Annotated in this window: 22 protein-coding genes and 1 riboswitch; of the genes, 11 read left to right on the forward strand and 11 right to left on the reverse strand. The window is 63.6% G+C overall.

The genetic code is table 11. The features are described 5' to 3' along the window. Positions 1-136: 136 nt before the first annotated feature. The 4 genes from glyA to gcvP are packed head-to-tail and all read right to left on the reverse strand — an operon-like array spanning position 137 to position 5,864. Positions 137-1,456, reverse strand: coding sequence for a serine hydroxymethyltransferase (gene glyA, locus QN084_RS09515; RefSeq protein WP_069696537.1), 1,320 nt, complete (start codon positions 1,454-1,456; stop codon positions 137-139). Further along, on the reverse strand, positions 1,453-1,836 hold the full coding sequence (gene gcvH, locus QN084_RS09520) for a glycine cleavage system protein GcvH (protein WP_069696538.1): 384 nt from the start codon (positions 1,834-1,836) through the stop codon (positions 1,453-1,455). Before gcvH ends, glyA begins: the two co-directional genes overlap by 4 nt. A gap of 21 nt (positions 1,837-1,857) precedes the next feature. Continuing rightward, positions 1,858-2,979 (reverse strand): glycine cleavage system aminomethyltransferase GcvT, encoded by a 1,122-nt coding sequence (gcvT, locus tag QN084_RS09525; protein ID WP_069696539.1) that lies wholly within the window; start codon positions 2,977-2,979, stop codon positions 1,858-1,860. Between the two features lie 11 nt (positions 2,980-2,990). Next, on the reverse strand, positions 2,991-5,864 hold the full coding sequence (gene gcvP / locus QN084_RS09530) for an aminomethyl-transferring glycine dehydrogenase (protein ID WP_069696885.1): 2,874 nt from the start codon (positions 5,862-5,864) through the stop codon (positions 2,991-2,993). 148 nt (positions 5,865-6,012) lie between these two features. Further along, positions 6,013-6,112, reverse strand: a riboswitch (glycine riboswitch). Between the two features lie 255 nt (positions 6,113-6,367). Here gcvP and QN084_RS09535 point away from each other — a divergent pair. From QN084_RS09535 to QN084_RS09575, 9 genes are all read left to right on the forward strand, one after another. Then, positions 6,368-8,956: an AMP-binding protein gene (locus QN084_RS09535; RefSeq protein WP_069696400.1), complete on the forward strand. Its 2,589-nt coding sequence runs from the start codon at positions 6,368-6,370 to the stop codon at positions 8,954-8,956. A 76-nt stretch (positions 8,957-9,032) separates the two neighbouring features. After that, the gene (gene mscL / locus QN084_RS09540; RefSeq protein ID WP_069696399.1) at positions 9,033-9,473 is read left to right on the forward strand and encodes a large conductance mechanosensitive channel protein MscL; all 441 of its coding nucleotides are present in this window, start codon (positions 9,033-9,035) and stop codon (positions 9,471-9,473) included. A 480-nt stretch (positions 9,474-9,953) separates the two neighbouring features. After that, positions 9,954-11,294, forward strand: a complete 1,341-nt coding sequence (locus tag QN084_RS09545) for an MFS transporter (RefSeq protein ID WP_021474481.1) — start codon at positions 9,954-9,956, stop codon at positions 11,292-11,294. Between the two features lie 100 nt (positions 11,295-11,394). Beyond that, the gene (locus QN084_RS09550; RefSeq protein WP_069696398.1) at positions 11,395-12,084 is read left to right on the forward strand and encodes a GntR family transcriptional regulator; all 690 of its coding nucleotides are present in this window, start codon (positions 11,395-11,397) and stop codon (positions 12,082-12,084) included. After that, positions 12,081-12,890, forward strand: a complete 810-nt coding sequence (locus QN084_RS09555) for an aspartate/glutamate racemase family protein (protein ID WP_069696397.1) — start codon at positions 12,081-12,083, stop codon at positions 12,888-12,890. Before QN084_RS09550 ends, QN084_RS09555 begins: the two co-directional genes overlap by 4 nt. 26 nt (positions 12,891-12,916) lie before the next feature. Beyond that, positions 12,917-14,338 (forward strand): amidohydrolase family protein, encoded by a 1,422-nt coding sequence (locus QN084_RS09560; protein ID WP_021474478.1) that lies wholly within the window; start codon positions 12,917-12,919, stop codon positions 14,336-14,338. Between the two features lie 9 nt (positions 14,339-14,347). Further along, entirely contained in the window at positions 14,348-15,076 is a 729-nt protein-coding gene (locus QN084_RS09565) for a maleate cis-trans isomerase family protein (RefSeq protein WP_069696396.1), read from the forward strand. Positions 15,077-15,088: 12 nt separating this feature from the next. Beyond that, the gene (locus QN084_RS09570; protein ID WP_069696395.1) at positions 15,089-18,346 is read left to right on the forward strand and encodes a ribonuclease domain-containing protein; all 3,258 of its coding nucleotides are present in this window, start codon (positions 15,089-15,091) and stop codon (positions 18,344-18,346) included. Between the two features lie 4 nt (positions 18,347-18,350). Continuing rightward, on the forward strand, positions 18,351-18,845 hold the full coding sequence (locus tag QN084_RS09575) for a barstar family protein (protein ID WP_021474466.1): 495 nt from the start codon (positions 18,351-18,353) through the stop codon (positions 18,843-18,845). A 240-nt stretch (positions 18,846-19,085) separates the two neighbouring features. Here QN084_RS09575 and QN084_RS24175 read toward each other — a convergent pair whose 3' ends face one another. Further along, on the reverse strand, positions 19,086-19,226 hold the full coding sequence (locus QN084_RS24175; RefSeq protein WP_420831516.1) for an immunity protein Imm33 domain-containing protein: 141 nt from the start codon (positions 19,224-19,226) through the stop codon (positions 19,086-19,088). Between the two features lie 330 nt (positions 19,227-19,556). Between QN084_RS24175 and QN084_RS09580 the strand changes: the two genes are divergently transcribed. Then, positions 19,557-19,901 (forward strand): hypothetical protein, encoded by a 345-nt coding sequence (locus QN084_RS09580; protein WP_021474465.1) that lies wholly within the window; start codon positions 19,557-19,559, stop codon positions 19,899-19,901. 46 nt (positions 19,902-19,947) lie between these two features. Here QN084_RS09580 and QN084_RS09585 read toward each other — a convergent pair whose 3' ends face one another. Then, positions 19,948-20,133, reverse strand: coding sequence for a hypothetical protein (locus tag QN084_RS09585; protein WP_062098561.1), 186 nt, complete (start codon positions 20,131-20,133; stop codon positions 19,948-19,950). 101 nt (positions 20,134-20,234) lie between these two features. Between QN084_RS09585 and QN084_RS09590 the strand changes: the two genes are divergently transcribed. After that, on the forward strand, positions 20,235-21,482 hold the full coding sequence (locus QN084_RS09590; protein WP_069696394.1) for an IS256 family transposase: 1,248 nt from the start codon (positions 20,235-20,237) through the stop codon (positions 21,480-21,482). 287 nt (positions 21,483-21,769) lie between these two features. On the opposite strand, the gene QN084_RS09595 is transcribed toward QN084_RS09590, so the two are convergent. The 5 genes from QN084_RS09595 to QN084_RS09615 form a co-directional block, all read right to left on the reverse strand. After that, positions 21,770-22,006 carry a hypothetical protein gene (locus QN084_RS09595; protein ID WP_021474664.1) on the reverse strand — a complete coding sequence of 79 codons (237 nt, stop codon included), beginning with the start codon at positions 22,004-22,006 and terminating at the stop codon, positions 21,770-21,772. A 983-nt stretch (positions 22,007-22,989) separates the two neighbouring features. Then, positions 22,990-23,337, reverse strand: coding sequence for a hypothetical protein (locus tag QN084_RS09600; protein ID WP_062098566.1), 348 nt, complete (start codon positions 23,335-23,337; stop codon positions 22,990-22,992). A 31-nt stretch (positions 23,338-23,368) separates the two neighbouring features. Next, positions 23,369-24,742, reverse strand: coding sequence for an NAD(P)(+) transhydrogenase (Re/Si-specific) subunit beta (locus QN084_RS09605; protein WP_021474662.1), 1,374 nt, complete (start codon positions 24,740-24,742; stop codon positions 23,369-23,371). After that, a complete protein-coding gene (locus QN084_RS09610; protein WP_021474661.1) occupies positions 24,739-25,110 on the reverse strand; it encodes an NAD(P) transhydrogenase subunit alpha part 2 in 372 nt (123 codons plus the stop codon). The genes QN084_RS09605 and QN084_RS09610 overlap by 4 nt, the downstream gene beginning before the upstream one ends. After that, positions 25,110-26,270, reverse strand: coding sequence for a Re/Si-specific NAD(P)(+) transhydrogenase subunit alpha (locus QN084_RS09615; protein WP_062099400.1), 1,161 nt, complete (start codon positions 26,268-26,270; stop codon positions 25,110-25,112). The genes QN084_RS09610 and QN084_RS09615 overlap by 1 nt, the downstream gene beginning before the upstream one ends. Positions 26,271-26,431: the final 161 nt, after the last annotated feature.

A 26,431-nucleotide genomic window follows, 5' to 3' on the forward strand; every position in this document is an offset into this window, starting at 1 on the left:
CCGTTCCCAGCAAATGCCACACCCGGGAGATCAATGCCAGCCCGTTTCGGGGGTTCGCTGCGCAGTGTGCCGAGGGCACGGCACACTGCGCAGCTAGACCACGAATCGGACGTGAGGTCCGCCGGGTGCCACTAGCTCAGCCGAGGTTCGCAACCCCCGGATAGAGCGGGTGCGCCTCAGCCAGGACCTCGACGCGGTGACGCAGGCCCGAAAGGTCCGCCTCGGCGTCGGCGGTCAATGCCTCGGCGATGATGTCCGCAACCTCGCGGAAGGCTGCTTCGCCGAACCCGCGCGTGGCGAGGGCAGGGGTGCCGATGCGCAACCCGGAGGTGACCATCGGAGGGCGGGGGTCGAACGGCACAGCGTTGCGATTGACGGTGATGTCGATCGCGGCGAGGCGGTCTTCGGCTTGCTGGCCGTCGAGTTCGCAGTTGCGCAGGTCTACCAGGACCAGATGAACGTCGGTGCCCCCGGAAACTACAGATATCCCAGCAGCCGTGACGTCGGGCTGCACCAGGCGCTCGGCCAGGATCCGGGCGCCGGCCAGGACGCGTGACTGCCGCTCCCGGAACTCTTCAGAAGCGGCGATCTTGAACGCCACAGCCTTGCCTGCGATCACGTGTTCCAGGGGTCCACCCTGCTGTCCGGGGAAGACGGCAGAGTTGATCTTCTTGGCGACGTCGGCATCGTTGGAGAGGATGATGCCGCCACGGGGACCGGCGAGGGTCTTGTGCGTGGTGGAGGTGGTGACGTGGGCGTGCGGCACCGGCGAGGGGTGCAGGCCAGCGGCAACCAAACCGGCGAAGTGGGCCATGTCCACCATCAGGTAGGCGCCAACGGAATCAGCGATCCGGCGGAACTCTGCGAAGTCCAGCTGCCGCGCGTATGCGGACCAACCAGCCACGATAAGTGCAGGCTTGTGTTCCTGGGCCAGACGCTCCACCTCGGCCATGTCGACGGTGTGGGTGTCCTCGCGGACGCCATAGGGCACCACGTTGTACAGCTTGCCGGAGAAGTTGATCCGCATGCCGTGCGTGAGGTGACCGCCGTGGGCGAGGTTGAGGCCCATGATGGTGTCGCCAGGCTTGATGAGTGCGTGCATCACGGACGCGTTGGCCTGCGCACCGGAGTGCGGCTGCACGTTCGCGTATTCGGCCCCGAAGAGGGACTTGATACGGTCGATCGCGAGCTGCTCGATCACATCCACGTGCTCGCAGCCACCGTAGTAGCGCTTGCCCGGGTAGCCCTCGGCGTACTTGTTGGTCAGCACCGAACCCTGCGCCTGCATCACTGCAACCGCGGTGTGGTTTTCGGACGCGATCATTTCCAGGCCACCGCGCTGGCGGCCCAGTTCGTCGTCGATCTTCGCCGCGATCTCGGGATCCAGCGACGCGAGGTCGGCGTCCAACGACGGCGATACGACCTGCTCGAATTCAGTCACGGAAACAGGGTTCACAGTTCGCCTCCGTTGGCTGCTGCGTACTCTTCGCCCGTCATGAGCGGCCCTTCGTCCGTGGCGGCAACCTTGAACAGCCAGCCGGCACCGTAGGGGTCGTTGTTGATGAGTTCGGGATCATTGACCACAGCGTCGTTGATCTCGGTCACCTCACCGGTAACGGGCGAGTACAGGTCGGAAACGGACTTGGTCGATTCCACCTCGCCGCAGGTCTCGCCTGCGGTCACCGTAGAGCCAACCTCGGGCAGATCCACGTAAACAATGTCGCCCAGGGCGTCGGCGGCCACGGCGGAGATGCCGATGCCTACCGGTCCGCCGCCATCTGCAGCAACCCATTCATGTTCAGCCGAGTACTTCAGCCCGGCAACAACTTTGCTCATCTCAAAATCCTTCTCTTGTGACTACTTGGAACGCTTGTAGAACGGCAGCGGTACAACTTCGAACGGTTCGGCCTTGCCGCGCAGGTCCACCTCAACGGTGGTACCCGGGGCGGAATGCTCGACGTCGACATACGCCAACGCCACCGGGTAACCGAGCGTTGGGCTCGGCTGGCCGGAGGTCACTTCACCGATGAGGGTGCCGTCCTTCAGAACCGAATAATGCGCGCGGGCTGCACGACGGCCGGTGCCCTTGAGGCCGACCAGCTTCTGACCGATCGTGGATCCGACACCCGCAGCCTTGATGGCGGCCAGTGCTTCTTTCCCCACAAAATCGCTTTCCTTGGACAACGCCACAACCGGGCCGAGTCCGGCTGCATAGGCGTTGACGTGACGGGAGAGCTCGTTCCCGTAGAGCGGCATGCCTGCTTCAAGGCGGAGGGAATCGCGGGCTGCGAGGCCCGCCGGGATGAGGCCGTGGCCTTCCCCGGCTTCAAGCAACGACTCCCACAGCTCAGCGGCGTCCTGGTTGGGAACATAGATCTCGAACCCGTCCTCGCCTGTGTAGCCAGTGCGGGCCAACAGCAGCTCGTCGCCGGCGATGGAAACCTCGACGGCGGCGTAGTACTTCAGTTCCGTGACCAGCGAGTGCTGCTCCGCGGGGACCAGCTTGAGCAGGATTGCCTCGGCGTTCGGTCCCTGAACGGCGACCAGGGACGTCTCAGCGGAGGCGTCCTCAACAACGACGTCGAAACCGGCGGCGCGCTCCAGCAGGGCAGCGGCCACCACGGCAGCGTTGCCGGCGTTCGGAACCACGAGGAACTTATCCGCAGACCTGCGGTAAGTGATCAAGTCATCGATGATTCCGCCGTCGGCATCGCAGATCAGCGAGTACTTCGCTTTGCCTTCTGCCACCGCGGACATCTTGCCAACCAGCGCGTAGTCCAGGAACGCGGCGGCCTGCGGCCCGGTGACCCAGACTTCACCCATGTGGGAGAGGTCGAACAAGCCCGCGGCGTTGCGGACGGCGTGGTGCTCGGCCAGCTCGGATTCGTACTTGAGGGGCATCTGCCAACCGCCAAAATCCGTGAAGGAGGCGCCGGCCTTTTTATGCTGCTCGTAGAGAGCGGTGTAGTTCTCAGACATGTCAGGGTCCTTTAGTTCGCAAGCTCTGCTGTGTTTTCCTCGAACGCTTCGAGGGGAGGGCACGAGCAGACGAGGTTGCGGTCGCCCGCAGCACCGTCAATCCGGCCAACCGGCGGGAAGTACTTGTCCTGCTTGAGGCTCGGCACCGGGAAGACTGCCTGCTCACGCGGGTAGTTGCGCTCCCACGAAGAGCTCACGACGGCGGCTGCCGTGTGCGGCGCGTTGCGAAGCGGGGAGTCCTCCACGGAGAAGTCTCCGCTGGCTACCTGTTCGATTTCGGCCCGGATGGTGATCATGGCTTCGATGAAGCGGTCGATCTCGGCCAGGTCCTCGGACTCTGTGGGCTCAACCATGAGGGTGCCGGCCACCGGGAACGCCAGGGTGGGGGCGTGGAAGCCGAAGTCGATGAGGCGCTTGGCCACGTCCTCGGCGGTCACGCCGGTGCGGGCGGTCAGTTCACGGAGATCCAGGATGCATTCGTGGGCAACCAGTCCACCTTCGCCCGTGTAAAGGACAGGGAAATGCTCGTTCAAGCGGGAAGCTACGTAGTTGGCAGCCAGCAGGGCGGACTTGGTTGCTTCGGTCAGTCCTTCGCCGCCCATGAGCTTCACGTAAGCCCAGGAGATGGGGAGCACGCCGGCCGAACCGAAACGGGAAGCCGAGATGGCAACGCCATGCCCTTCCTCATGCGCTGCCTTATTGGCATCGCCCGGCATGAACGGGGCCAGGTGCGCCTTCGCAGCAACGGGGCCGACGCCCGGCCCGCCACCGCCGTGGGGGATGCAGAAGGTCTTGTGCAGGTTCAGGTGGGACACGTCGCCGCCGAACTTGCCCGGCTGGGCCAAGCCCACCAAGGCGTTCAAGTTCGCGCCATCGACGTACACTTGGCCACCGGCTTCGTGCACTGCCTCGCACACCTCAACAACGTCGGCGTCGTAAACACCGTGCGTGGACGGGTAGGTGATCATAATGGCCGACAAGACGTCACGGTTCGCCTCGATCTTGGCCTTGAGATCCTCGTGGTCGATGGTGCCATCGGACGCCGTGGCAACCACCACAACCTTCATGCCCGCGAGCACGGCGGACGCTGCGTTGGTCCCGTGAGCCGAAGCAGGGATGAGGCAGACGTTGCGCTGCTGGTCTCCGCGGGAGTGGTGGTAGCCGCGGATCGCCAGCAGGCCGGCAAGCTCACCCTGGGACCCCGCGTTCGGCTGGATGGAGACCTGGTCGTAACCCGTGATCTCCGTCAGGTCAGCTTCCAGGCCAGAGATCAGCTCACGCCAGCCCTCAGTCTGGGAATCCGGAGCGAACGGGTGGATGGAGGCGAACTCGGGCCAGGAAATGGCTTCCATCTCCGCCGTGGCGTTCAGCTTCATGGTGCACGAACCCAGCGGGATCATGGTGCGGTCCAGCGCCAGGTCCCGGTCGGACAGCTTGCGGATGTAGCGCAACAGCTGCGTCTCGGAACGGTGCGTGCTGAACACGGGGTGCTGCAGGAAGTCGGAGGTGCGGAGCACGTCCGAGGCCAGTTCGAACCCTGCCGCGTCCCCGACCGGACCAGCGCCGAAGGCGACGGCAACCGCGGAGAGGACCTCCGGCGTCGTGGTTTCATCAACGGAAACACCCACGGTGTCCTCGTCGATGCGGCGGAGGTTGATGCCACGTGCTTCGGCGGCACCGATCACCTTGCTTGCCTTGCCCGGGACGCGGACGGTGAGGGTGTCGAAGAACGAATCAGAGACGAGTTCGCGGCCGGCCTTCTGCAGTGCCGTGGCCAGAACGCGAGCGTGGCCGTGCACAGTCTCGGCGATCGCCTTGAGTCCGTCCGGACCGTGGTACACCGCGTACATCGAGGCAACGATCGCGAGCAGGGCCTGTGCCGTGCAGATGTTGGACGTGGCCTTTTCGCGGCGGATGTGCTGCTCGCGGGTCTGCAGGGCGAGGCGGTAGGCAGGAACGCCGGCGTTGTCCTTGGACACACCAACGATGCGGCCCGGGAGGGTGCGCTCCATGCCCTGGCGGACGGCCATGTAAGCGGCGTGCGGGCCACCGAAGAACAGCGGAACGCCGAAGCGCTGCGCGGTTCCGACGGCGATGTCCGCACCCTGCTCGCCCGGGGGCGTGATGAGGGTGAGTGCCAGCAGGTCGGCGGCAACGGTGACCAGTGCACCGCGCTCCTTCGCGGACGCGATCACGGGGGCGTGGTTGAACACCCGGCCCGAGACGCCCGGCTGCTGGAGGACGACGCCGTTGATGTCGCCGTCGGGCAGTCCTGCGGAGAGGTCCGCAACCTCCACCTCGAAGCCGAGCGCTTCTGCGCGGCCCTTCACGATCGCAATGGTCTGCGGGAACAGGTCGGCGTCCAGGACGGTCTTGCCGTCCTTCGCGGTCTTGTCCTTGTTGGCGCGGCGCATGAGCAGCACGGCCTCGGCAACGGCGGTGGCTTCGTCAAGGAGGGAAGCGTTGGCGATCGGAAGGCCAGTGAGGTCCTGGACCATGGTCTGGAAGTTCAGGAGTGCTTCGAGGCGGCCCTGGGAAATTTCGGGCTGGTACGGAGTGTAGGCGGTGTACCAGGCCGGGGACTCAAGGATGTTGCGGCGGATCACCGGGGGCGTGATGGTGTCGTAGTAGCCCTGGCCGATCATCTGGACGGCAGTCTTGTTTTTGGCCGCGAGCTTGCGGAGTTCGGCCAGGACCTGGGTCTCGCTGAGGGCCTTTTGCAGGGTCAGCGGCGAGGACTGGCGGATGGAATCGGGGACCGCAACGTCAACCAGGCCATCAACGGAGTCGTAGCCGATGGCCTTGAGCATGGTGTCGATATCGGCCTGGCGGCGGGCGCCGATATGCCGGTCCGCGAACGCGGTTGGGGAGGATTGAACAGTCAAGAGGAACTCCAGGATTCAGGCGCCCGCTGAGCGCCATGGTGAATATGGGTCCTCCCCGCTCTGTATTGGACCTGAGAGATTCCGTGGACTTGGTTGCCCACTTGCACCGTCGGTGAGCCCGGTTGCCCGGACTGCTTTCCAGAGTTGCCTCGCCGCGGCGGTACATGGGCCTGAGAGATTCCTGGGGAGGATTTGCTCCTACGGCGCCTGACTGGATGTACCCGGCAGGACTCTCCCGCCGCAGATCAAAAGCGTGTGCGCCACCTCGGTGACACGCTTCACACCATAGCGGGTGATCGCGAAGAAAGGCAAGACGCGCAGGTCAGGGCGGTTGGGAAGTGCTAGAGCGTCCCCCTCAGGGCGGCGGGAAGTGATAGAGCGTCCGAAGGTCCGTTGCTCTATCACTTCCCCTCCCCTTTTCCGGGTTGCTCCAAGGCTTCACATTTCGGAACCGCGCGCAAATCCATTTGAGTTAGGTTAGGCATACCTTCTATCTTGCCTTGGTGAGTATTCAGCCGGATTTGGCCGGAGTCGCCTTTGCCGCCCACTTGGCATCGTTTGGAGACCGGCCCGCAGTACACCTCGGATCAGACACAGTGAGCTACGCCCAACTGGCCTGGCGCGTCCAGGAGATGGCGGCGTCGTTTGGCAGCGCCCGCCGCTTGGTCGCCCTCGAGGCCGACAACACGCTGTCGTCGTTGACGGTGTACCTGGCAGCCCTCTCGTCGGGCCATCCGCTGCTCATCCTTCCCTCCGGCGGAGGCCCTGCCGTTGAGTCGCTGCTGGCGGCTTACGAGCCGGATCTCATTGCGCGCTCCGTCGACGGTGGAACAACCCTTGAAGAACGCCGCTCCGGGAGCAAGCACGATCTCCATCCCGAACTCGCCCTGCTGCTGAGCACGTCGGGCTCAACCGGATCACCCAAACTGGTCCGCATCTCCGCAGCATCGGTGCAGGCGAATGCGCAGGCCATTGCGCAGTACCTGCATCTCCGTCCGGCGGACACGGCGGCCACCACGCTTCCCCTGTCCTACTGCTACGGCATGAGCGTCGTGAACAGCCACCTCCTGGTGGGTGCCTCAATTGCCCTCACGGATCTGTCCGTGGTTGATCCGTGCTTCTGGGAGCTGATGCGGTCGCGGTCTGTCACGTCTTTCGCCGCGGTTCCCTACACCTTCGACCTGCTCGAACGCGTGGGCTTCGAAACCATGGAGCTGCCCAGCCTCCGGTACATCACCCAGGCGGGCGGACGCCTGGACCCTGCCCGCGTGCGCCGTTATGCGCAGCTCGGCCAGGAGCGTGGCTGGGACCTCTTTGTGATGTACGGCCAGACCGAAGCGACAGCACGGATGGCGTACCTTCCCCCGGATGAGGCCGCTGATAACCCCAACGCCATAGGGGTCCCCATTCCCGGAGGATCCTTCCGGCTGGAGCCCGTGCCCGGCCTGGATGAGAGCGAGCTCGTCTACTCCGGGCCGAACGTCATGCTGGGTTACGCCGAGCAGCCATCTGACCTCGCCCGGGGACGGGACATCACCGAGCTCCGCACGGGCGACCTCGCACGCAGGGGGCCGGGAGGCTTGTACCAGATCGTCGGGCGGCGGAGTCGCTTCGTGAAGATCGTGGGGCTGCGCGTTGACCTGGGACGGGTCGAGAAAATCCTGGCTGATTACGGCGTCACGGCAGCAGTTGCCGGCTCCGACAGTGGCCTCGTGGCCGCGGTCGAAGGCAAGCATGAACTCTCCATTCTCGCGAAGACCGTGGCGCAGGACCTTGGCATACCCCGGGCGGCGTTGACCCTCTGCTCAGTCGACTCGATTCCACGGCTGGTCAACGGAAAGACGGATTACCCTGCCGTCCTCGCCTTGGCATCGCAGGAGCCGCAAAGGAACCCGGAGCTTCCATCCGCAAAAGCCTGCGATGACCCCAAGACCATTTTTGCCGATGTTCTTGAGCGGACCGACGTCAAGGAAACGGACACGTTCGTCTCATTGGGCGGCGATTCGCTCTCCTACGTAGCCGCGTCGGTCCGGCTGGAAAGTGCCTTGGGCTACCTTCCCGACGGGTGGCACCTGATGCCGGTGTGCGAACTGACTCCCAAAGAACCGGAAGCGAAGCCAGCAGGGCTCAACAAGGCGGGACCCAACCCACAGCCGGGGACGGCGCCGCAGCGTCGCAGGTTGATTGCGCGCATGGAGACCGGGATCGTCCTGCGGGCAGTGGCCATCATCTTCATCGTTTCCACCCATGTGGGCCTCTTCGACTGGGAAGGGACGGCCCACGTCCTGATAGCGGTGGCTGGATACAACTTTGCCCGGTTCCAACTGTCGGGCCCACGCCGGGAACGGCTCAAACGGCAACTGAAGGCGGTGGCACGGATCGCCCTGCCCAGCATGGCGGTGATCGGCGTGGCCTTCGCCACCACGGACGACTACGGTTGGCACAACATTTTCCTGCTCAACACGTTGGTGGGGCCCCAAGGCTGGACCGACATGTCGCGCTTCTGGTTCATTGAGATCCTGGTGCATATCCTGGTGGGCCTGGCGGCGCTGCTGGCCATCCCCGCACTGGACAGGGCACAGCGCAGGTGGCCGTGGCTGCTTCCACTCAGCCTCGCGGCGATTGACCTGCTCCAACGCTTCGATGTGATCGAACTCCCCTACCCCGGGCAGGGGCCCGTCCTATGGCTTTTCGCCTTCGGGTGGGCCGCCGCTTTGTCCAAGACGTGGTGGCAACGCTCGGCCATGACCCTCGTGGCGCTGCTGACCATTCCGGGATCGTTCTCCAGCGAACCCCGCAGCGCCACGGTCCTGGTGGGGTTCCTCATCCTGCTCTGGATAACCACCCTGCCTGTGCCGCGGGGCCTTCACCGGATAACTGCGTTGCTGGCCACGTCTTCCATGTACATCTACGTGACGCATTGGCTTGTTTATCCACTGTTCGCCGAGGCCAGCCTCGGCCTGGCAGTTGCGGCGTCGCTGGCCGGTGGCATCGCCTACTGGGCGTTTGCCACGAGGGCCATGGGCGCTGCCGAAAGGTGGCTTGGCCGCCGTCGACCTTCACGTGCCTCCACCGCGGAGGCCGTCGCGTGACATCGCCCTGATACTTGCGGGTGGTAGTTTGTTCTCTGCTTTGAGCGATGAGCACCGACTGATCAGAGGACATGACATGTTTAAGGGTTTCAAGGACTTCATTCTCCGCGGCAACGTGATCGAGCTGGCGATCGCCGTCGTCATTGGCAGCGCCTTCACCGCACTGGTGGGCGCGTTCACCAACAACATCATCAACCCGGTGATCGCAGCGGCCGGCGGCGTCAACGCCGATGGCCTGGGCTTCCGGATTTGGCCTGACAACGAGGCCACCTTCGTGAACCTGGGGGCCGTCCTGACCGCCCTCGTGACGTTTCTGATCACCGCTGCCGTGGTCTATTTCATCTTTGTGGCGCCCATGAACAAGATCAACTCCATGGTCAAGGACCGCCTGTCCACCGAGGAGCCCGAGGAAGAGCCGCTGCCTGCCGACACTGCCCTGCTGGCCGAGATCCGCGACCTGCTCAAGGAAGCAAACGGCCGCGGGAACCGCGACCTGGACAACGACCCCATCCGCTAAAGAGCAAAGCACGACGGCGGCCCGGCAGCTGGCATACCCAGGCCGGGTTAAGCCCAACTCAGCAGAAGGGCCGGTATCCCAAGCGGCCCAGAACCGCCGGCTCAGCTCCACCAAGATCCTGCCCAGTACCTCAACGAAAGCCCGGTGAACCTACCAAGGTTCGCCGGGTTTTCGCATGTCGGAAGCGGAGTCGCAGCAATCGATAAGCGCTGAACCGTCCACCGCAGAAACCGTCGGTCACAATTTGCCGGAAGACTGGGTATACCAAACCCCTTGACAGTGGCCCCCGCCACACCTAACTTTGATTTTGGGATCCCAAAACGGGATCCCAAAAGATCCACCACCGGCTGCGGGCACGTTCCACCGAAGAGCAGGCACCGCAACAGTTGCCGCCGGTAAGGGTCACGCCGCAGCGATATCCCGCACCGGCTCACCCCAAAGACATTCCCCATCCCGTCGACTCCTACTGAAGGAGAAGCTGTGTCTACCGAAAACGCCCAACTGGCAACCCAGGACACCGACCAAAAGCCCGGCAAGGACGGTGTGCAGCGACGCACGAACGTCCGCTGGAAGCTCTTTATCCTCTTGTTGGTCCTGGTCGCGGTCAATTACATCGACCGTGGTTCCATCTCCGTAGCCCTCCCCATCATCCAAAAAGAATTCAACCTCGCCCCTGAACTCGTGGGCCTGCTGCTATCGGCGTTCTTCTGGACGTACGCCCTCATGCAAATCCCCGTGGGCTGGCTGATTGACAGGTTCGGCCCCCGCAAAGTTGTCACCGCATCGTGCGTCGGCTGGGGTGCTGCCACGGCCGCATCCGGCCTTGCCGGCGGATTCCTCAGCATGTTCATCGCCCGTTTGGGCATCGGCGTCACCGAGGCAGGCGTCATGCCGGCCGGTGGCAAGCTCAATGCCATCTGGATGCACAGGAAGGAACGTGGCCGCGGCGCCACCATCCTCGACGCCGGAGCTCCCCTGGGTGCCGGTCTGGGCGGCATCCTCATCACCTGGCTGATCGCCTCCACCGGCAGCTGGCGGATGTCCTTCATCATCGCCGGCGGAGCCACCGTCCTCATGGGCCTGGCCGTCTGGTGGTACATCCGTGACAACCCCCGCCAGCACAAGGGCGTGAACGATGCCGAAGCCAGCTACATCGAGGAATCCCACGCCGAGGAAGACGCCGAGGCCGCCCGTGAAGGGGCACAGGGCAAGCGCGCCCTCCTGCCCTACCTGAAGTTCCGGTCCTTCTGGGCCATGTGCTTCGGCTGGCTCGGTTTCAACGGAGTGTTCTACGGCCTGCTGACGTGGGGTCCGCTGTACCTGGCACAGGCAAAGGGCTTCGACCTGAAGACCATCGGCTGGTCCACGTTCGTGATCTTCGGCGCCGGCTTCGTCGGCGAGATCCTCGGCGGCGCCATTGCGGACAAGTGGCGGGCCTCCGGCGCTTCGGCCAACAAAGTCATGCGCACCCTGCTGGGTATCTCCAGCCTCGTCGTAGTCGGCGGCCTGGTTGGCGTGACGATCGTCCCGGACCCGATCACCGCCGTCGTCCTCCTCTCCGCAGTCCTGTTCTTCCTCCGCTGGGTAGGCCTCTTCTGGTCCATCCCGTCCATCCTTGGCGGCCGTACCAACGCCGGCGTGCTGGGTGGAGCGATGAACTTCAGCGGCAACATTGCCGGGTTCGTCACGCCGATTGTGGTAGGCCTGATTGTCGGGGCCACCGGCTCCTACACCTGGGCACTGCTGTACTTCGTTGGATCCGCTGTGGTCATGGGCATCTCCGTCCTGGCCCTCGATTACAACAAGCGGCTCCCGGTCTGACTCGCACTCACCGGGCCGGCCGGAGGGTCCTGAACCACCCAACGGCCGGGCACCGCCGGGACCGGGCGCATTGCCTTACACATCACGAAATGGAGCTCACATGCTGACCGCAGAAGACACGAACAACACGGACCGCCCCCTCCGGGAATCCGTGCGTGACACGCTCCGTTCCAGGATTTTCGAAGGGCATTATGCGCCCGGTACCCGGCTGGTGGAGCGGGACCTCGCTGCCGAATTCAACGTTTCCCGGCTCCCCATCCGCGAGGCGCTCCGGATGCTCCGTCAAGAAGGCCTGATCCGCGACCGTGCAGGGCGCGGTTCGGAGGTCAGCGGCTTGAGCGCGAAGGACGTGGAAGACCTCTTCGACGTCCGGCAATCCCTCGAAGTCCTCGCCTGCCGGCTGGCCGCCAAGCGCGCCACTGCAGAAGACCTTCACCACCTTGAAGGCCTCCTTGACCAAGCCGAAAAGTTCCTCGCGAAAGGCTCCATCCTGGAAGCCCACCGCGCCAACAGCGAATTCCACGATGCCATCACCCGCATCGCCAACAACGATTTTCTCCGATCCGCACTGGAACCCCTCCAAGGCCGCATGCATTGGCTGTTCCGCCACGTCAGCGACCTGCCCGAACTCATCCGCGAACACCGCGAACTCTACGCGGCGATCGCCAGCGGCGACCCTGACCGCGCTGCCGACCAGTCGGCGTCGCACGTCAGCAAGTACCGCGACCAGTTCCCGGAGGAAACCGGCGCGGGCGTGCCCGAACCCAGAAAACTACGGAAGAAGCCATGAAACTCCTGGTCATCAACCCCAACATCAGCGACGACGTCACGGCGCTCATTGAGGCAGAAGCCCTGCGTTCAGCCAGCGAGGGCACCGAGCTGGTGGTCCGGACCGCCGGGCACGGCGTCGAGTACATCGAGACGCGCTTTGAATCCCTGATTGCCGCCGGCGCGGTCGCAGAGCTGATTGCCGAATACACGCACGACGACGGCAGTCCAGCTTCGGACGCAAGCTCAGGTTCCGCCATTGACGGCGTCGTCGTGGCCGCCTTTGGCGATCCCGGCATGCCGGCCCTGAAGGAACTGGTGGACATCCCCGTCATCGGGATCACGGAAGCGGCCCTGTGCGCCGCGGCCCTGCAAGGCCAGCGCTTCTCCATCATCGCTATCTCCGACCGCATCCAGGCCTGGTACCGCGATTGCGTGGAACGCTTCGGTTTCGGCGGCCGCCTCGCGTCCATCCGTTCCATCAACCAATCCCTCAATTCCATCGGTTCGGTCCAGGCAGACTTCAAAGAAACCCTGCTGGCACTAAGCCGGCAGGCCGCCGCTGAGGACGGAGCCGACGTCGTGATCCTCGCCGGCGCCCCGCTTGCCGGGCTGGCCCGCGGCCTGGAAGGCCAAATCCCCGTCCCGGTGGTAGACGGCATCTCGGCAGGCATCCGCATGGCCGAGGCCGTGGTCTCCCTCAAGTCCGGCACCCACCGGGGTGGCTCCTTCGCGGCCCCGCCGGTCAAAGCGCGCCGCGGCCTCTCCCCTCACCTCGACGCCGCCATGACCGCCGCGCAAGCAGCGCACCTGTCGGCCACGTCCTAAGAACCCTTCAGAACAGGAGGACGAAGATGTCCCAACTCCCAGACCTCGTAATCGCCAACGGCACGGTGGTGAACAGTTTCGGGCGGCAGTCCGCCCACGTCATCGTCGACGGCGGAAAAGTCACCGCGCTGCTCGATGCCACCGAACCCGTACCCGCAGCGGCCCGCACCGTAGATGCTGCAGGCATGCTGGTGATTCCCGGCGGCGTGGACGGGCACTGCCACGTCGCACAGGTCACCGGCCGCTTCCGGACGCTGGACGACTACGCCACCACCTCCACCGCAGCACTGTGGGGCGGAACCACCACCATCATCGATTTCGGCATCCCCCGCGACGCCCAGGAAACACCACTCGAGGCAGTGCTCAACAAGAAACGCCTCGCCCAGGAGTCCCGCTGCGACGTTGCCCTGCACGGCTCCGTGATCGCCTGGGATGAGACCGTACCGTGGCAGCTCGAACAACTCGCCGCCGAGGGCGTCCGGTCAGTGAAGATGTACACCACCAACCGCGGCACCACCATGGCGGACAACGACACCATCCTGAAGGTCATGCGCGAAATGGTGCGCCTGGACGGCCTCACGTACATCCACGCCGAGCACGACGCGATCATCACCGACTGCACCGAGCAGCACGCCTCCGACGGCCTGATCGGGATCGAGCACCTGCACCGCACACGGCCCGAACTCGCCGAAGAAATCTCCGTCAAGGAAACCCTCGCGATGGCCGAGTACACCGGAGCCCCCGTCTACTTCGTCCACCAGTCCACGCCCGGCGCAGTGGACCTGGTGACCGCCGCCCGCGAGCGCGGACAGGAGGCTTACTCGGAGACGTGCCCGCACTACGTCACCCTGGATGAGAGCGTGTACGGATCCACGTTCCCCGAGTGGTATGCCTGCTGCCCGCCTATGCGCAATGCCGAAACCGTTGCTGCCCTGAAGGAACGCCTCGCCTCCGGTGCCATCCATACGGTCTCCTCGGACCACTCCTGCTACGACCTCTCCCAAAAACGCGAGCGCACGGACGACATCCGCTTCATGCCTCACGGCCTGCCCGGCGTCGAGACCCGGATGCCCGTGGCCTTCACGGCCATGGTCACCGAGTCAGGCGGCTCCGTGGAGGACTTCGTGGAGGTCTTCTCCGCCGGCCCCGCGCGCATCAACGCGCTCCCTCGAAAAGGCGCCGTCGTTGAAGGCTTCGACGCCGACCTGGTGATCTTCGATCCCGCCGCACAGCGAACCGTCGACGGCGGTGCGCTGCACATGGGGACCGATTTCTCGCCTTTCGAAGGGAAGACGCTGAACGGCTGGCCCGCCGTCGTGGTTTCTGCCGGTCGCGTGGTCCTGGATGGCGCCGGCTTCCACGATCCCGGAGCCGCGGGCCGCTTCATCGCCCGCAACGGCTTCACCGAACACCGTTCCCTTTCTGCACCTGTTTCCGCTTCCGTTTAGGAGACCCCCATGCCTTCACTTGACCGCCCTACCCGCATCGGCATGATCGTGCCGTCCTCCAACACCTGCCTGGAACCGCAGACCTACCGGATCCTTGGCGACCGCCGGGACGTGACCATTCATTCCACCCGGATCCCTGTTACCCGTATTGCGCTGGATGATTCCTCGGACAAGCAGTTCGATTCGTCCGTGATGAGGGCTGCCGCCGAATTGCTGGCCACGGCGAACGTTGATGTCATCGCCTGGAACGGGACGTCGGGATCGTGGCTCGGCGCCGCGCATGACCACGCCATGGTCCGGGAGATCACCGAAGCCACCGGCATCCCGGCCACCACCTCGACGCTGGCCTACCTTTCCGCGTTTTCCGAGTTCGGGACCGAGCGGATCGGGCTGTTCACGCCCTACACTCCGGATGTGAATGATGCCGTGGTCGCTTCGTACGCCCGCGAGGGGATCAAGACCATCGACCACCGCCACCTGGACCTGAGCGACAACGAATCGTTCGCACGGGTGACGGACGACGAGATGCTGCCGGGTTCACTTGAGTTGGCAGCATCCCATCCTGATGCGTTGGTGTACCTGTGCACCAACCTGTACGGCGCCGACATCACGGCGGAGGTGGAGGCCCGCACCGGAGTACCCGTTCTCGATTCCGTGGCGGTGACCCTCTGGCACGCCCTGAAGCTGGCGGGGGCGCCGCTCCTGGACCCCAGGTGGGGGAAGTTGCTGGCGGGCTGACGCCCTCGGGGGGTGGCGTCCCGCACGCTCATCCAGAGCACTGGCCGTTTCAGCCTTCCCACGGTGGCGACCAGCTACAACGTGTCCGCGACCAGCCCATCCTGGGTGAAGAAAACCACCATGAGCGGCCACCAGGACCGGACCAACAGCTACACCATCTACGACGGCATGGGCCGGGTCCGGCAAACCCAGACCCAGTCACCGGGCGGCGGGTCCATCGTCACCGACACGACCTACAACTCCGCCGGGCAAAAAGACCTTCAACGCAACGACTACTTCGTCTACTCCGACCCGGACGGTGTCTTGTTCACCCCGACCGTCGCGGTGGCTTCCTCAACCCTGTATGAATACGAAGCAGGAGGCAGGGTCTCCGCTGTCCGGGCCATGGCCTGGGACAACGACGAAATCTCCAAAACCACCTACACCTACACCGGCGTCGACACCACCACCGTCACCACCACTGACGACACAGGCTTCACCACGTCCCCGGTCAAAGCAGTGACGAACACCGACGGGAAGCTCCAGACCCGTACCAGCTATTACGGCACCACAGCGACCGGGTCCGCGGATGTCAGCTCCTACGTCTATGACGTGTTCGGGCAGCTCACCGGCATGGGCGACGGATCCAACCTCTGGTCCTGGGCGTATGACCCCGCCGGGCGGCAGATCAGCAGCGAAGACCCCGACACCGGCACCGGCACCACGACCTATGACGCAGCTGGCCGGGTCGCGTCCCGGACCAATGAGCTGAACACGGTCACCAAGTACACCTACGACGTCCTGGACCGCGTCACCAAGCAAACCGTTACCGCCGCCGGCGGAACGGAGAAGACCTTGATCACGAACACCTACGACGGGTCCAGCACCCTGGGTGTGCTCTCCAGCTCCACCCGGAACAACGGCGCCGCATTTGACCAGCCCGTGACCACAACGTTCACCGGGTTCGACCTGGCCTACACCCCGGGCACCACCACCACCACGCTCCCGGCCGGGCTGACCAACTTCAACGGGTCCTACACGTTCACGAACACCACCACCTACACCGGCAAAACCGACGTTGCCGGAACCCCGGCCATTGCCGGGCTACCGGCCGAATCCGTCGGGTACGGCTGGGACGGGTTCGACAACCCGACAGAGATTGTCGGCAGCGGCAACAAATACGCCGGCAACGGCATGTACAACCACCTGGGGCAGCTGACCAAATACACCCAAGCCGACAGCAACTACTCCTCCGGAGCCAACACGACCGGCAGCATCGACGTGACCCTCACCTGGGACGCAACAACCGGACGGCTGAACAAAACCCAGGCCACCAACCACCTCGGCGTCAACTCCCCGGACCTAGGCACCACCAGCTACAAATACGACCCGGCCGGGCGGATCACCTCACGCCAACAGGCCTACACCTCACGCCCGTCCTCACCGACCGACAACCAGTGCTACACCTACGACCACGCCGACCGGATCAAAGCCGTCTGGACCCCGGCAACCACAACCTGCGGCACCGCCCCAACCCCCGTGGCCGCAAGCGTGACAGGGCTCGGCGGCCCTGCACCCTACGCCCAGACCTACACCTACACCGCAGCCGGTGACCGGTCCCAGGTCAAACGCTTCGGATCCAACGGCACCCTCGCCGTCACCGAAACCTACGCCTACCCCACACCCGGAACCGTTGGACCCCACCGGGTCCAGTCCGTCACCGGGTCCACCCCCACACCGCAGACCTTCACATGGGACGCGGCAGGGCGGATGACGGGCCGTTCCGGGCAAACCATCACCTACACCCTCGACGGTAAAATCGACACCACCACCGGAACCAGCACTGTCCCGGCCAACCCGAACCCCAATGCCACAGCCGGCACACCCCCAGCACCAACAACCGGTGCCGGGAGCACCGGGGCACGGTACTACGACGCCGCCGGGAACCTCGTCGGGATCATCGACGGAACCGGGACCACCATCACCCTGGGCAGCATCACCGCCCACCACAACGCAGCAACAGGTGCCAAGACAGCGACCAAGACCTACACCTTTTCCGGTAAAGTCGTCGCCCAACGCACCGCCACCAGTGCCGGCACCAAAGTCGCGTTCATCATCGGCGACAACATCAACACCGCCCAAACCATGGCACTGCCCAACACCACCGTCGGAACCGGGGCCGTCACCCTTGTCCGCCGCACCGACCCGCTCGGCCTCGCCCGCGGCGCCAACAGCACCGGAACCGGCACCGCAGCCTTCACCAACGCAGCAGCCGCCACTTCCGGGACAGGAACCAACGCCGCCAGTGCCACAGGGTTCAGCGCCGTCAACGGCTACATCGCCGGACTCGACGACAGCATCAGCTCCCTCACCCACGTCGGAGCCAGGGACATGGACCCCGTCCTCGGCGTATTTACCGCGCCAGACCCCATCCTCACGACAGAAGACCAACGGGGGTTCACCCCGTACACGTATGCCTTCGGCATGGTCATTAACACCTCAGATCCAAGCGGGTTGAGGCCAAGTTGTGGATGCACTGAGGAAACAGGAATCTCCTACCCGTCTTCATCTAATACACCACTACTCGGAAACGCACCTGTCTCCTCCTCACCTTCGGTGCCATCGTGGCTCAAGGTAACCAGCCCGGCTCCCTCGTCTTCTCCGGGAAACATTGACGACTGGGCCTTCAAGACCGACTTTGGTGCTGGATATGGCGGACCGACAAAGTCAGATTTCCGGAAGCTCGGCATAGGAACATGGGAAGGATTCGCGATCATAGCTGGAGGCCCCCTAGGCGTTCTGGCTTGCATACCAGGGTTTGGAGCGTGCCTAACAGGAGGACTTGTCGGCACGGGACTGCAGGCGGCCGGAAACGCGGCCGATAACGGTGGGGAACTCGACGAGGACGCCCAGCTGCAAGCAGAAATCGGGGCCGCAGCTTCGCTCATACCCGGTGGAGGGGCTGCGAAAGGAGCAGCTAGAGGTGCCCTAAAGGGAGGATCCTCCAATTCCCTGAAAGCGGCTATGGAGGCACTTTCCCCTGAAATTCGTGCCAATGTTGATGACGCGATTTCTCGAGCAGCCACCGGAAAAGTCCGCTTTCCTGGTCACGACGGCAAACCTTACGAAAATAGACTGGGCCAGCTGCCCGAAGGGACGTATACAGAATGGACTGCAGCTCCCGCTGGAGCAAGGCGCGGACCGGATCGAATAATCATCGAAGGATCCGAGAAGAACCCCAACGCCATCTATTATTGGGACCATGTGAATGCACCCATTCAGATCAGGTAGGACCATGAAGATTGATGACATCAGCAAAAAGTATGCCGTTCACCTGGGCGTCACCGGTTCCCTACGCGACCGTCTCAAAGCCGATGCCCATCTACACGGGATGATGGTCTTTGAACTGGATTTGTCGGGGCTCTCTGATGAGACGGCCCTATGTGCCTACCTCGAAGCAAAGTTTAGGTATCCATATAGGACCGTGGGACTCGATGCCGCCATTGACTTAATCTCAGACCTTGAGTGGTTCGGGAACAGGAAGGGTTACTTAGTGATTGTTCGTGGGGCCACCGAAACATCGCCCATCGCTGGCGACTTTATATCCATGTTTCCAAATATCCTTGATCGGTGGCGAACTCAAGACGTCCCCTTCGTCATTGTGGTAGAGGAAAAGGGCGAGCGTCTACTGGCAGCTTTGGCAGGTGCCAATGAGTTTATGGAGAGGGCTGGCCGCCTCCCTTGGGCTCAACCTGGAATTGGTCCCGTTGATGTTGTCGTGCATCCTTGATGTCACTACCTGAGCGTCAGGTTTGGATCTCTCAGCCCCGATTCCTCTCCCGGGATAATGATTTTGGCGTCTCTAACGGCTTCAGTGGTGAGATTTCCTAAGCGGTAATGAAGGCATTCACTCTCGGAGCAGCCTGTTCTCGCGCCAGCTGTTACGCCAGGCGAGGCCCGTTGGCTGCATTGCCCGCTCGGGGATCCTCTACCTGTCGCGAATCCCGAACGAGAGATCCAGACGTCCGGGTCAGCTTTCCTCAACATTCAACAACGACTCGTCAAACCAGACATCTTCGTGCCCAGGCGTCAAGAGGAATCGCCACCCTGCGGGCAAGGCAAGAGAGGGAACGACTTCAGAACACCGTGTCGTCAGATGCTCGACGTACAACGGAACGAAGAAGTCATCCGCCGTTCCTAGGTCTTCACCGCGCCAGATGAACCAGCCACTCTACCCAGCCGCGGCTGCATGCCGCAGACCGTTAAGTGGATAAACATGAGGCGACCACACGTTTTTGGACACTCCCCTTTCACGCCCTGCAACGGTGGTGTAGGGACAGCCCCGAATCTGGCGGTCAGCCGCATCTGGGCGGAGAGGATCGAATCGTGCATATGTAACATCATCACCTAAGAAAGCGCACAAGTCCCTGTCAGTTGAAGAATCCTGTAGCGTGCAGCTGGTCCTGATCTTTGCGGCGGGGTGATATGGGAGCAAGTGGTTATGAGTGCCCCGCTGGAAGTTCCAAGGCTTGAAGACCTGAGTGACGTCGGGGTTGGTATCGAGACGTCTGATCAGCCTTGGGTGGTCGACCTGTTGGCGTGGGCGAACGACGGCAGTACCGTAACGCTTACCTTGGACGAGATCGCTGGGTCAGCGAGCATCCGCTGGATCCACGGTGACGAGGTGCGCCTTGTTCTTGAGCGAGAGACCGTGAAGGTCAGTGTCCGGGGCGAGCGCGGCGTGATTGAGTTCCACGTTTGGTCCCGCTGGGGAGGAATGGCCGGCGAGTTGATCGTGAGGGTGGGCGAGCACGCTTCGGTCCATGACACACTTCTACGTGCATGAAAGCCCGTCTTTGTTCGGTCGGGGATCGACTAAAGGGCGCTAATCACTATTGTCGTCCAAAGCGTTTCTGCTGGCTGGAGGCGTAGATGGGGGTGAAGTAGACGCCATACTCGCTATCGTCCGCGAACTCGGATAGGTCCAGATCGCCGCTTGTCTCGAACTCTGACCACAGCTCTTCCCCCAACAGATTCCCTTGGCGTTGGACCGCGGCCGCAACACCAAGGGAAGTCAAGGCGAGGGTGTTTCATTGAGTGTGTAAGGGTCCGGTCTCTAACTAGGGTGTGACCTGCGGTTTCACCCCTGAAAGGACGGGCCCTCTTGGCCGAAATCAGTATGACCACTAACCCCCTTGAAGGCGTTTTGAGCGCCGATCAGATCGACGCGCTCGTCACGGCTGCGGAGGACCTCGGAGAGGGCCGCAACGGTGTTGAGGAACTCCTTGCCCGGATGACCCGCGCGGTCCTGGAACGGGCCCTGGAAACGGAGATGAGCGACCACCTCGGCTACGAGTCCGGGGACCCCGCAGGGCAGGGCACGGGCAACTCCCGCAACGGCAAGACAACCAAGAGCGTTCAGACCCTCCAGGGGCCTGTGCAGGTCACAGTGCCACGGGACCGGAACAGCTCCTTCGAACCGGTCATCGTGCCCAAGCGGGCCCGCCGGTTGGGCAAGGTCGAGGACATGATCCTGTCACTCTACGCCCGCGGGATGAGCACCCGGGATATCGGTTCCCACCTCGATGAAATCTACGGGACCAAGGTCTCCGCCGCGACGATTTCGAGGGTGACGGACGTGATTGCCGATGAGGTCGCCCAGTGGCAGAACCGGCCGCTGGAGTCCGTGTATCCGATCGTCTACATCGACGCGATCTGGCTGAAAATCCGGGACGGCGGCGTGGTGGTGAACAAGGCCTGCCACGTGGCCGTGGGCGTTGACGTGGAGGACCGCAAGCAGGTCCTGGGCCTGTGGCTGGGCACCAGCGAAGGGGCGAAGTTCTGGGCCAACGTGCTCACCGAAATCCGCAACCGCGGAGCCGCCGACATCCTGATCCTGTGCTGTGACGGGCTCACCGGGCTGCCGGCAGCGGTGAACAGCATCTACCCCCAGACCGTCGTGCAGACCTGCGTCGTGCACCTGCTGCGCTCGGCCATGAAATACGCCTCCTACGGCGCCCGCAAAGCCATGGCCCGGGACATGCGCCCGATCTACACCGCACCGACCGTGCAGGCGGCCGAACTGGCAATGGAGGCCTTCGCGGAAACCTGGCAGGCCACGGCTCCCGGGGCGGTGCTGGCCTGGCGGAACGCCTGGGAAGACTTCACCCCGTTCCTGGCCTTCACCCCGGAGATCCGCAAAGTCATCTACACCACGAACCAGATCGAATCGATCAACTACCAGCTGCGGAAGATCACCAAAACGCGGGGCTCATTTCCTTCCGACGAGGCCGCGATCAAGCTGGTCTACCTCGGGATCAGAAACATCGAAACGACCCGCGGCGGTGAACTCGGAACCGGCACCCAAGGCTGGCACCAGGCACTGAACGCTTTCGCCGTTCAATTCCCCAACCGACTTCCGATCTGACCACCCGGCAGACCGGACAACCGACCGGTCCCTTACACAGAAAACTTGACACCCCCGTCAAGGCATGAAGGAGATCGCTAAAAAGCCAAACCCAGTCATCGCGACCAGGTACGCCGCAACTTTCGAAGCCCGAAGCTGGTACTCGTGGGACTTGAATTTAGTTGTCTCCGGCAGCCAGGACCAACCATCCTTGCCGACCCGTGCGAGCCGTTGCCTCAGAAGGTAGAGCATCACTCCGCTCACAACGAGGAAGGCTCCAACCAGCGCTAGAAACGGTGAACTCATCATTAACCTGACCACGGTGGCCGGAAGATGAGCGTAAGCCCAACAATGACCACACCACTTATGATCAACAAGATAGAGAAGAACACACCAAGTTGTTCGAACCCACTCACTCGACCAGCTTCTGGCTCGTCCGGACGGTTGAGCATCTGGTCAGTGATAAATAGTTGGCGGCTGGCAATCCATTTCCGAAAGACGACCCAGACCAGGCCAACGATTATGAACACCAGGCCCAGCGTCATCTTCCCCCCTCTACGGTTCTCCGAATCATCCTAGATTGCTCGAAGCCGTACTCCACGGACGTCGCCATCGCACATGCAGGAGAGCAGAACCCGGCGTCTTGAAGCTGCGGACAGACCTTCTCGGATGCGATCGCCGTCCGCTCAAGGATCCGGAACCGGGCAGTCGAGCACAAGCATCTGCTAGGCAGTTACCCGTGGCCGGATTATCAAACTCGCCACCCCCATGGTTGCTTCTACTATTCGCGAACTAGAACGTGGCCACGGCGTTTGCTTTCTTGGAAAGCGTCACGCAACTCACGCTCCACTACCTCGTTCAGATTGGCCGGCACCTTGCACCCAGCGCCGTCTCCGGCGCCGTACCCTTGACCAGCATCGGGGGTGCAACGAAGCTCAGGTGGTACTTGGCGCTCAATGCTCACGCAAAGTTCGTGTTGGTGACCTCTCTTGCAGCTGAAAATAACGCGAACTCGTCGATCCGGTGCGCTCATTGTTGCCCCCTATAGAGTCAACCGGCCCTTTGCGCGGTATTAGGAAGGTATCGCCAGCCCCTGACATTTTGAGGGCTAGGGCGCCTAAGGGGTGGACCAATAGCGCGCCCGTAAGCCGGTCGTTCACCGGCCGCTCCGTCACCGCCCTTCGGCTCTCCGAGCTTCCAAGTGTTTCCGCCATTCTCGGATTCCCGTATACCCCGCCCGAATTAATGCCCGGTGAAGGGCCCTAAAAGCTACAGTCCGAGGCTCGCACCGGAGTACCGGTTCTCGATTCCGTGGCGGTTACCCTCTGGCACGCTTTGAAGCTGGCCGGGGCGCCGCTCCTGGACCCCAAGTGCGGGAAGTAGCTGGCGGGCGGTTACCCTCTGGCATGCCCTGAAGCTAGCCGGGGCGTCCGGGCTCAGTCCTTGTCGATCAGGTCCAGGAGCTTGCCGAGGGCGTCCGGGCTCAGTCCTTGTCGATCAGGTCCAGGAGCTAGCCGGGACGTCCGGGTCAGTCCTTGTCGATCAGGTCCAAGAGCTTTCCCAGGGCGTCCCGGATGTCGTCGTAGTCGTTCTGGCCGGCACGGCTTTCGGCTGAGATGACGCCGCAGCGATGGATCTTCTTGAAGTCGCCGACGGGGAATTTGTAGTGCCCCTTCTGGTCGTCCGGATGGTCGTCGTCCACGCCGAGGTACCACTTGCCGTACTCAGCGAAGTCGTGCTTTTCGAGGAACGAGTTTTCTTCCTTGGTTGAGGGCGCGTGCTCGCTCCAGTCGTCCCGCTCGTCCTTGGCCACTTTGCCTTCCTTGATCAACTTCTTGGCGTGGTCCAAGGCCTTCTTGTTGAGCTTCACTGCCATCGTCCGGGCTCCTTATCAATACGCGGGTTGTTTACAGTGCCTTCACGGCGCCCAGCACTTTGGTCAGGGAATCCTTGGCGTCCCCGAACAGCAGCGTGGTTTGTGGCTCGTAGAGAAGGTCATTCTCGATGCCCGCGAAGCCGGGCCGCATGGATCGCTTCAGGAACACGACTTGTCGGGCATCGGCCACTTCCAGGATGGGCATCCCGTAGATCGGCGAACCGGCGGTGGTCTTGGCTGCAGGATTCACCACGTCATTGGCTCCGACCACCAAGGCCACGTCCGCGGTTTTGAATTCCGAGTTGATGTCTCCCATTTCCTTCAGGGACTCGTAAGGCACGTTCGCCTCCGCGAGCAGCACGTTCATGTGCCCGGGCATGCGACCGGCCACGGGATGGATCGCGAAGTCAACCTCCGTCCCGCGGGATTCCAGGGCCGAGGCAAGCTCTGCCGCCGTGTGCTGGCCCTGCGCTACGGCCAATCCGTAGCCGGGCACGATGATCACCCGTTGTGCGTAGCCGAGGAGCACCGCCACGTCTTCTGCGCTGGAAGAACGCACCGGCCGTTCGCTCACGGCCGTGGACCCCGCCGTCGAACCTCCCTTGAAGGCGCCGAACATGATGCCGGCGACGCTGCGTCCCATGGCCGCGGCCATGGCGCGGGTCAGGATGGTGCCGGAGGCCCCCACCAGGGTTCCCGCCACCAAAAGCAACACGTTGCCCAGGACCAGGCCGGAGGCCGCAACCGCCAGGCCCGTGAAGGCATTGAGCAATGAAATAACGATCGGAACATCGGCACCGCCCACCGGAAGGACCAGTAGCACGCCGGCAACCAGCCCCAGCACCAGGAGCACCACGGCCAAGCCAATGGAACCGCCAAGAATCACCATCACGGCCACAGCTACGGCAGCCAACAACACAAGAGCCATCAGCACCGGCAGGCCAGGGAACGTGACCGGCCGCGTGGTCATGAGTCCCTGCAGCTTTGCGAACGTCACGGCGGAACCGGCAAACGACACCGCCCCCACCAACAACGTAAACACAATCGCCAAGCGCACCCACGAATCATCCGTGTGCGGCAGCTCCAGCAATGCCACCAGGGCCGCCGCGCCGCCGCCCACGCCGTTGAACAGAGCCACGAGTTGCGGCATCTGGGTCATCTGCACGCGCCGGGCTACAGGCGCGGCGATGCCGGACCCCACCACGATCGCGCCCAGGATCCACGGGATGTTATCCAGCTTCACCGATAGGAACACCGTCACTACTGCCAGCAGGGCGCCAAACGCGCCGATGAGGTTGCCGCGACGGGCCGTCTTGGGCGAGCTCAGTCCCTTCAGCGCGAGGATGAAACAGGCAGCCGCAGCAAGGTACAGGAGGGCAGTCCAGGTGGGGTCGAGGAGCGTCATGGCCGCCGCTCCCCTGCGCCGCCGCTACCGGAACGCCCTGCGCTACCGGAACGCCCTGCGCTACCGGCAGCGTCAGTGCCCGACGGCGGCCGCTGCCTTCCGCGGAACATCTCCAGCATGCGGTCGGTCACCACGAAGCCGCCCACGAGGTTGGCCGTGGCAAGCACAACCGCCAAGAGGGCAACCGCCAGCACCCAGGGGTCCGAAGCTTGCCCGGCCACGATGATGGCTCCCACCAGGATGATCCCGTGAATGGCGTTGGCCCCGGACATCAACGGCGTATGCAAGGTGCTGGAAACCTTGGAAACCACTTCGAATCCGACAAACACCGCCAGCACGGTGATCGTCAGCAGGCTCATACCGTCCATCAACGCGCTCCTTCTGTTCCCAATGCAGCGAGGGCTTCCGCCGTTGGACCGTGCCGGATGGCACCGTCGTGGGTCAGGCAGGTTCCGGCCACCACTTCGTCGTCGAAGTCCGGGGCAACCGCCCCGTCCTGGGTCATGAGGGCCAGCAGGTTCGCCACATTCTTGGCGTAGAGCCTCGAAGCATCGGCCGGCATGGCTGAGGCGGCGTCCTTCATACCCACCAGTGTGACCTCGCCCTGCCCGTCTGCTGTGGGAATGTGCAGGTCTTGGCCGGGAATCACGCCCTCCACATTGCCTCCGGACTCCGCGGCCAAGTCCACAACCACGGACCCCGGCCGCATTCCTTGGACCATCTCGCGGGTGACCAGCATGGGCGCGCGCCTCCCGGGCACCGCAGCAGTGGTGATGAGGACATCGGCCTGCGCCACGTGCGGGGCCAGCAAAGCTCTCTGCAAAGCACCCCGATCGGCGCTGAGCTCACGCGCGTAGCCGCCGGACGCCTCCGCGGTTTCGAGGTCCAGTTTGATGAACGTTCCACCCATGGAAGCCACCTCATCCGCGGAGGCGGGCCGGATGTCGTTGGCAGAGACGCGTGCTCCTAACCGCTTTGCCGTGCCAATGGCCTGCAACCCGGCAACACCCGCGCCCAACACCAGCACGCGGGCAGGCGGGATGGTCCCTGCAGCAGTCATGTAGAGGGGGAAGAAGCGCGGCAAACGCATCGCAGCTTCGAGCACGCAGCGGTATCCGGCAACCAGCGCCTGGGATGTCAGTGCATCCATGGACTGGGCCCGGGAGATGCGTGGAACCAGTTCCAGGGCGAAGGAGGTGATGCCGCCGGCGGCGAGCGCGCGTACGGTAGGCAACTCCGACGACGGCGACCCCAGCCCCACGGTGACGGCGCCACGACGGAGGGCTCCCGCCGTCGTCGGGTCCATGGGACGCACGTGGCAGTAGACCTCAAGTGCTCCGAGGTCCAGGGACGGGACCACCGTGGCACCCGCGGCCTGGTAGTCGGCATCGCTGTGGCCGGAGGCCTGCCCCGCTCCGGACTCTATGGACACCTCCAGGCCCAGGCCGACCAATTGCTTGACTGTTTCCGGTGTTGCCGCCACCCGCCGCTCGCCGTCGAGCGTTTCGCGTGCAATGCCTGCTCTCACCGCCACCCCTCTCCGGAGCCGTCCCGACCATGATTGCCACGAGTCTATGACCGCAAGGCGTCTGGCGGGAGTAGGGGGCTGCGCTATGTGCGCAACTCAACTAGGGTCGAATGAGAGCTGGGGCAACCAGCCTCCGCACGTCGACGAGCCGGTTCCGGCCG

Origin of the sequence: Paenarthrobacter sp. R1 (assembly GCF_030264015.1) — a bacterium.
GTDB classification, from domain to species: domain Bacteria; phylum Actinomycetota; class Actinomycetes; order Actinomycetales; family Micrococcaceae; genus Arthrobacter; species Arthrobacter ureafaciens.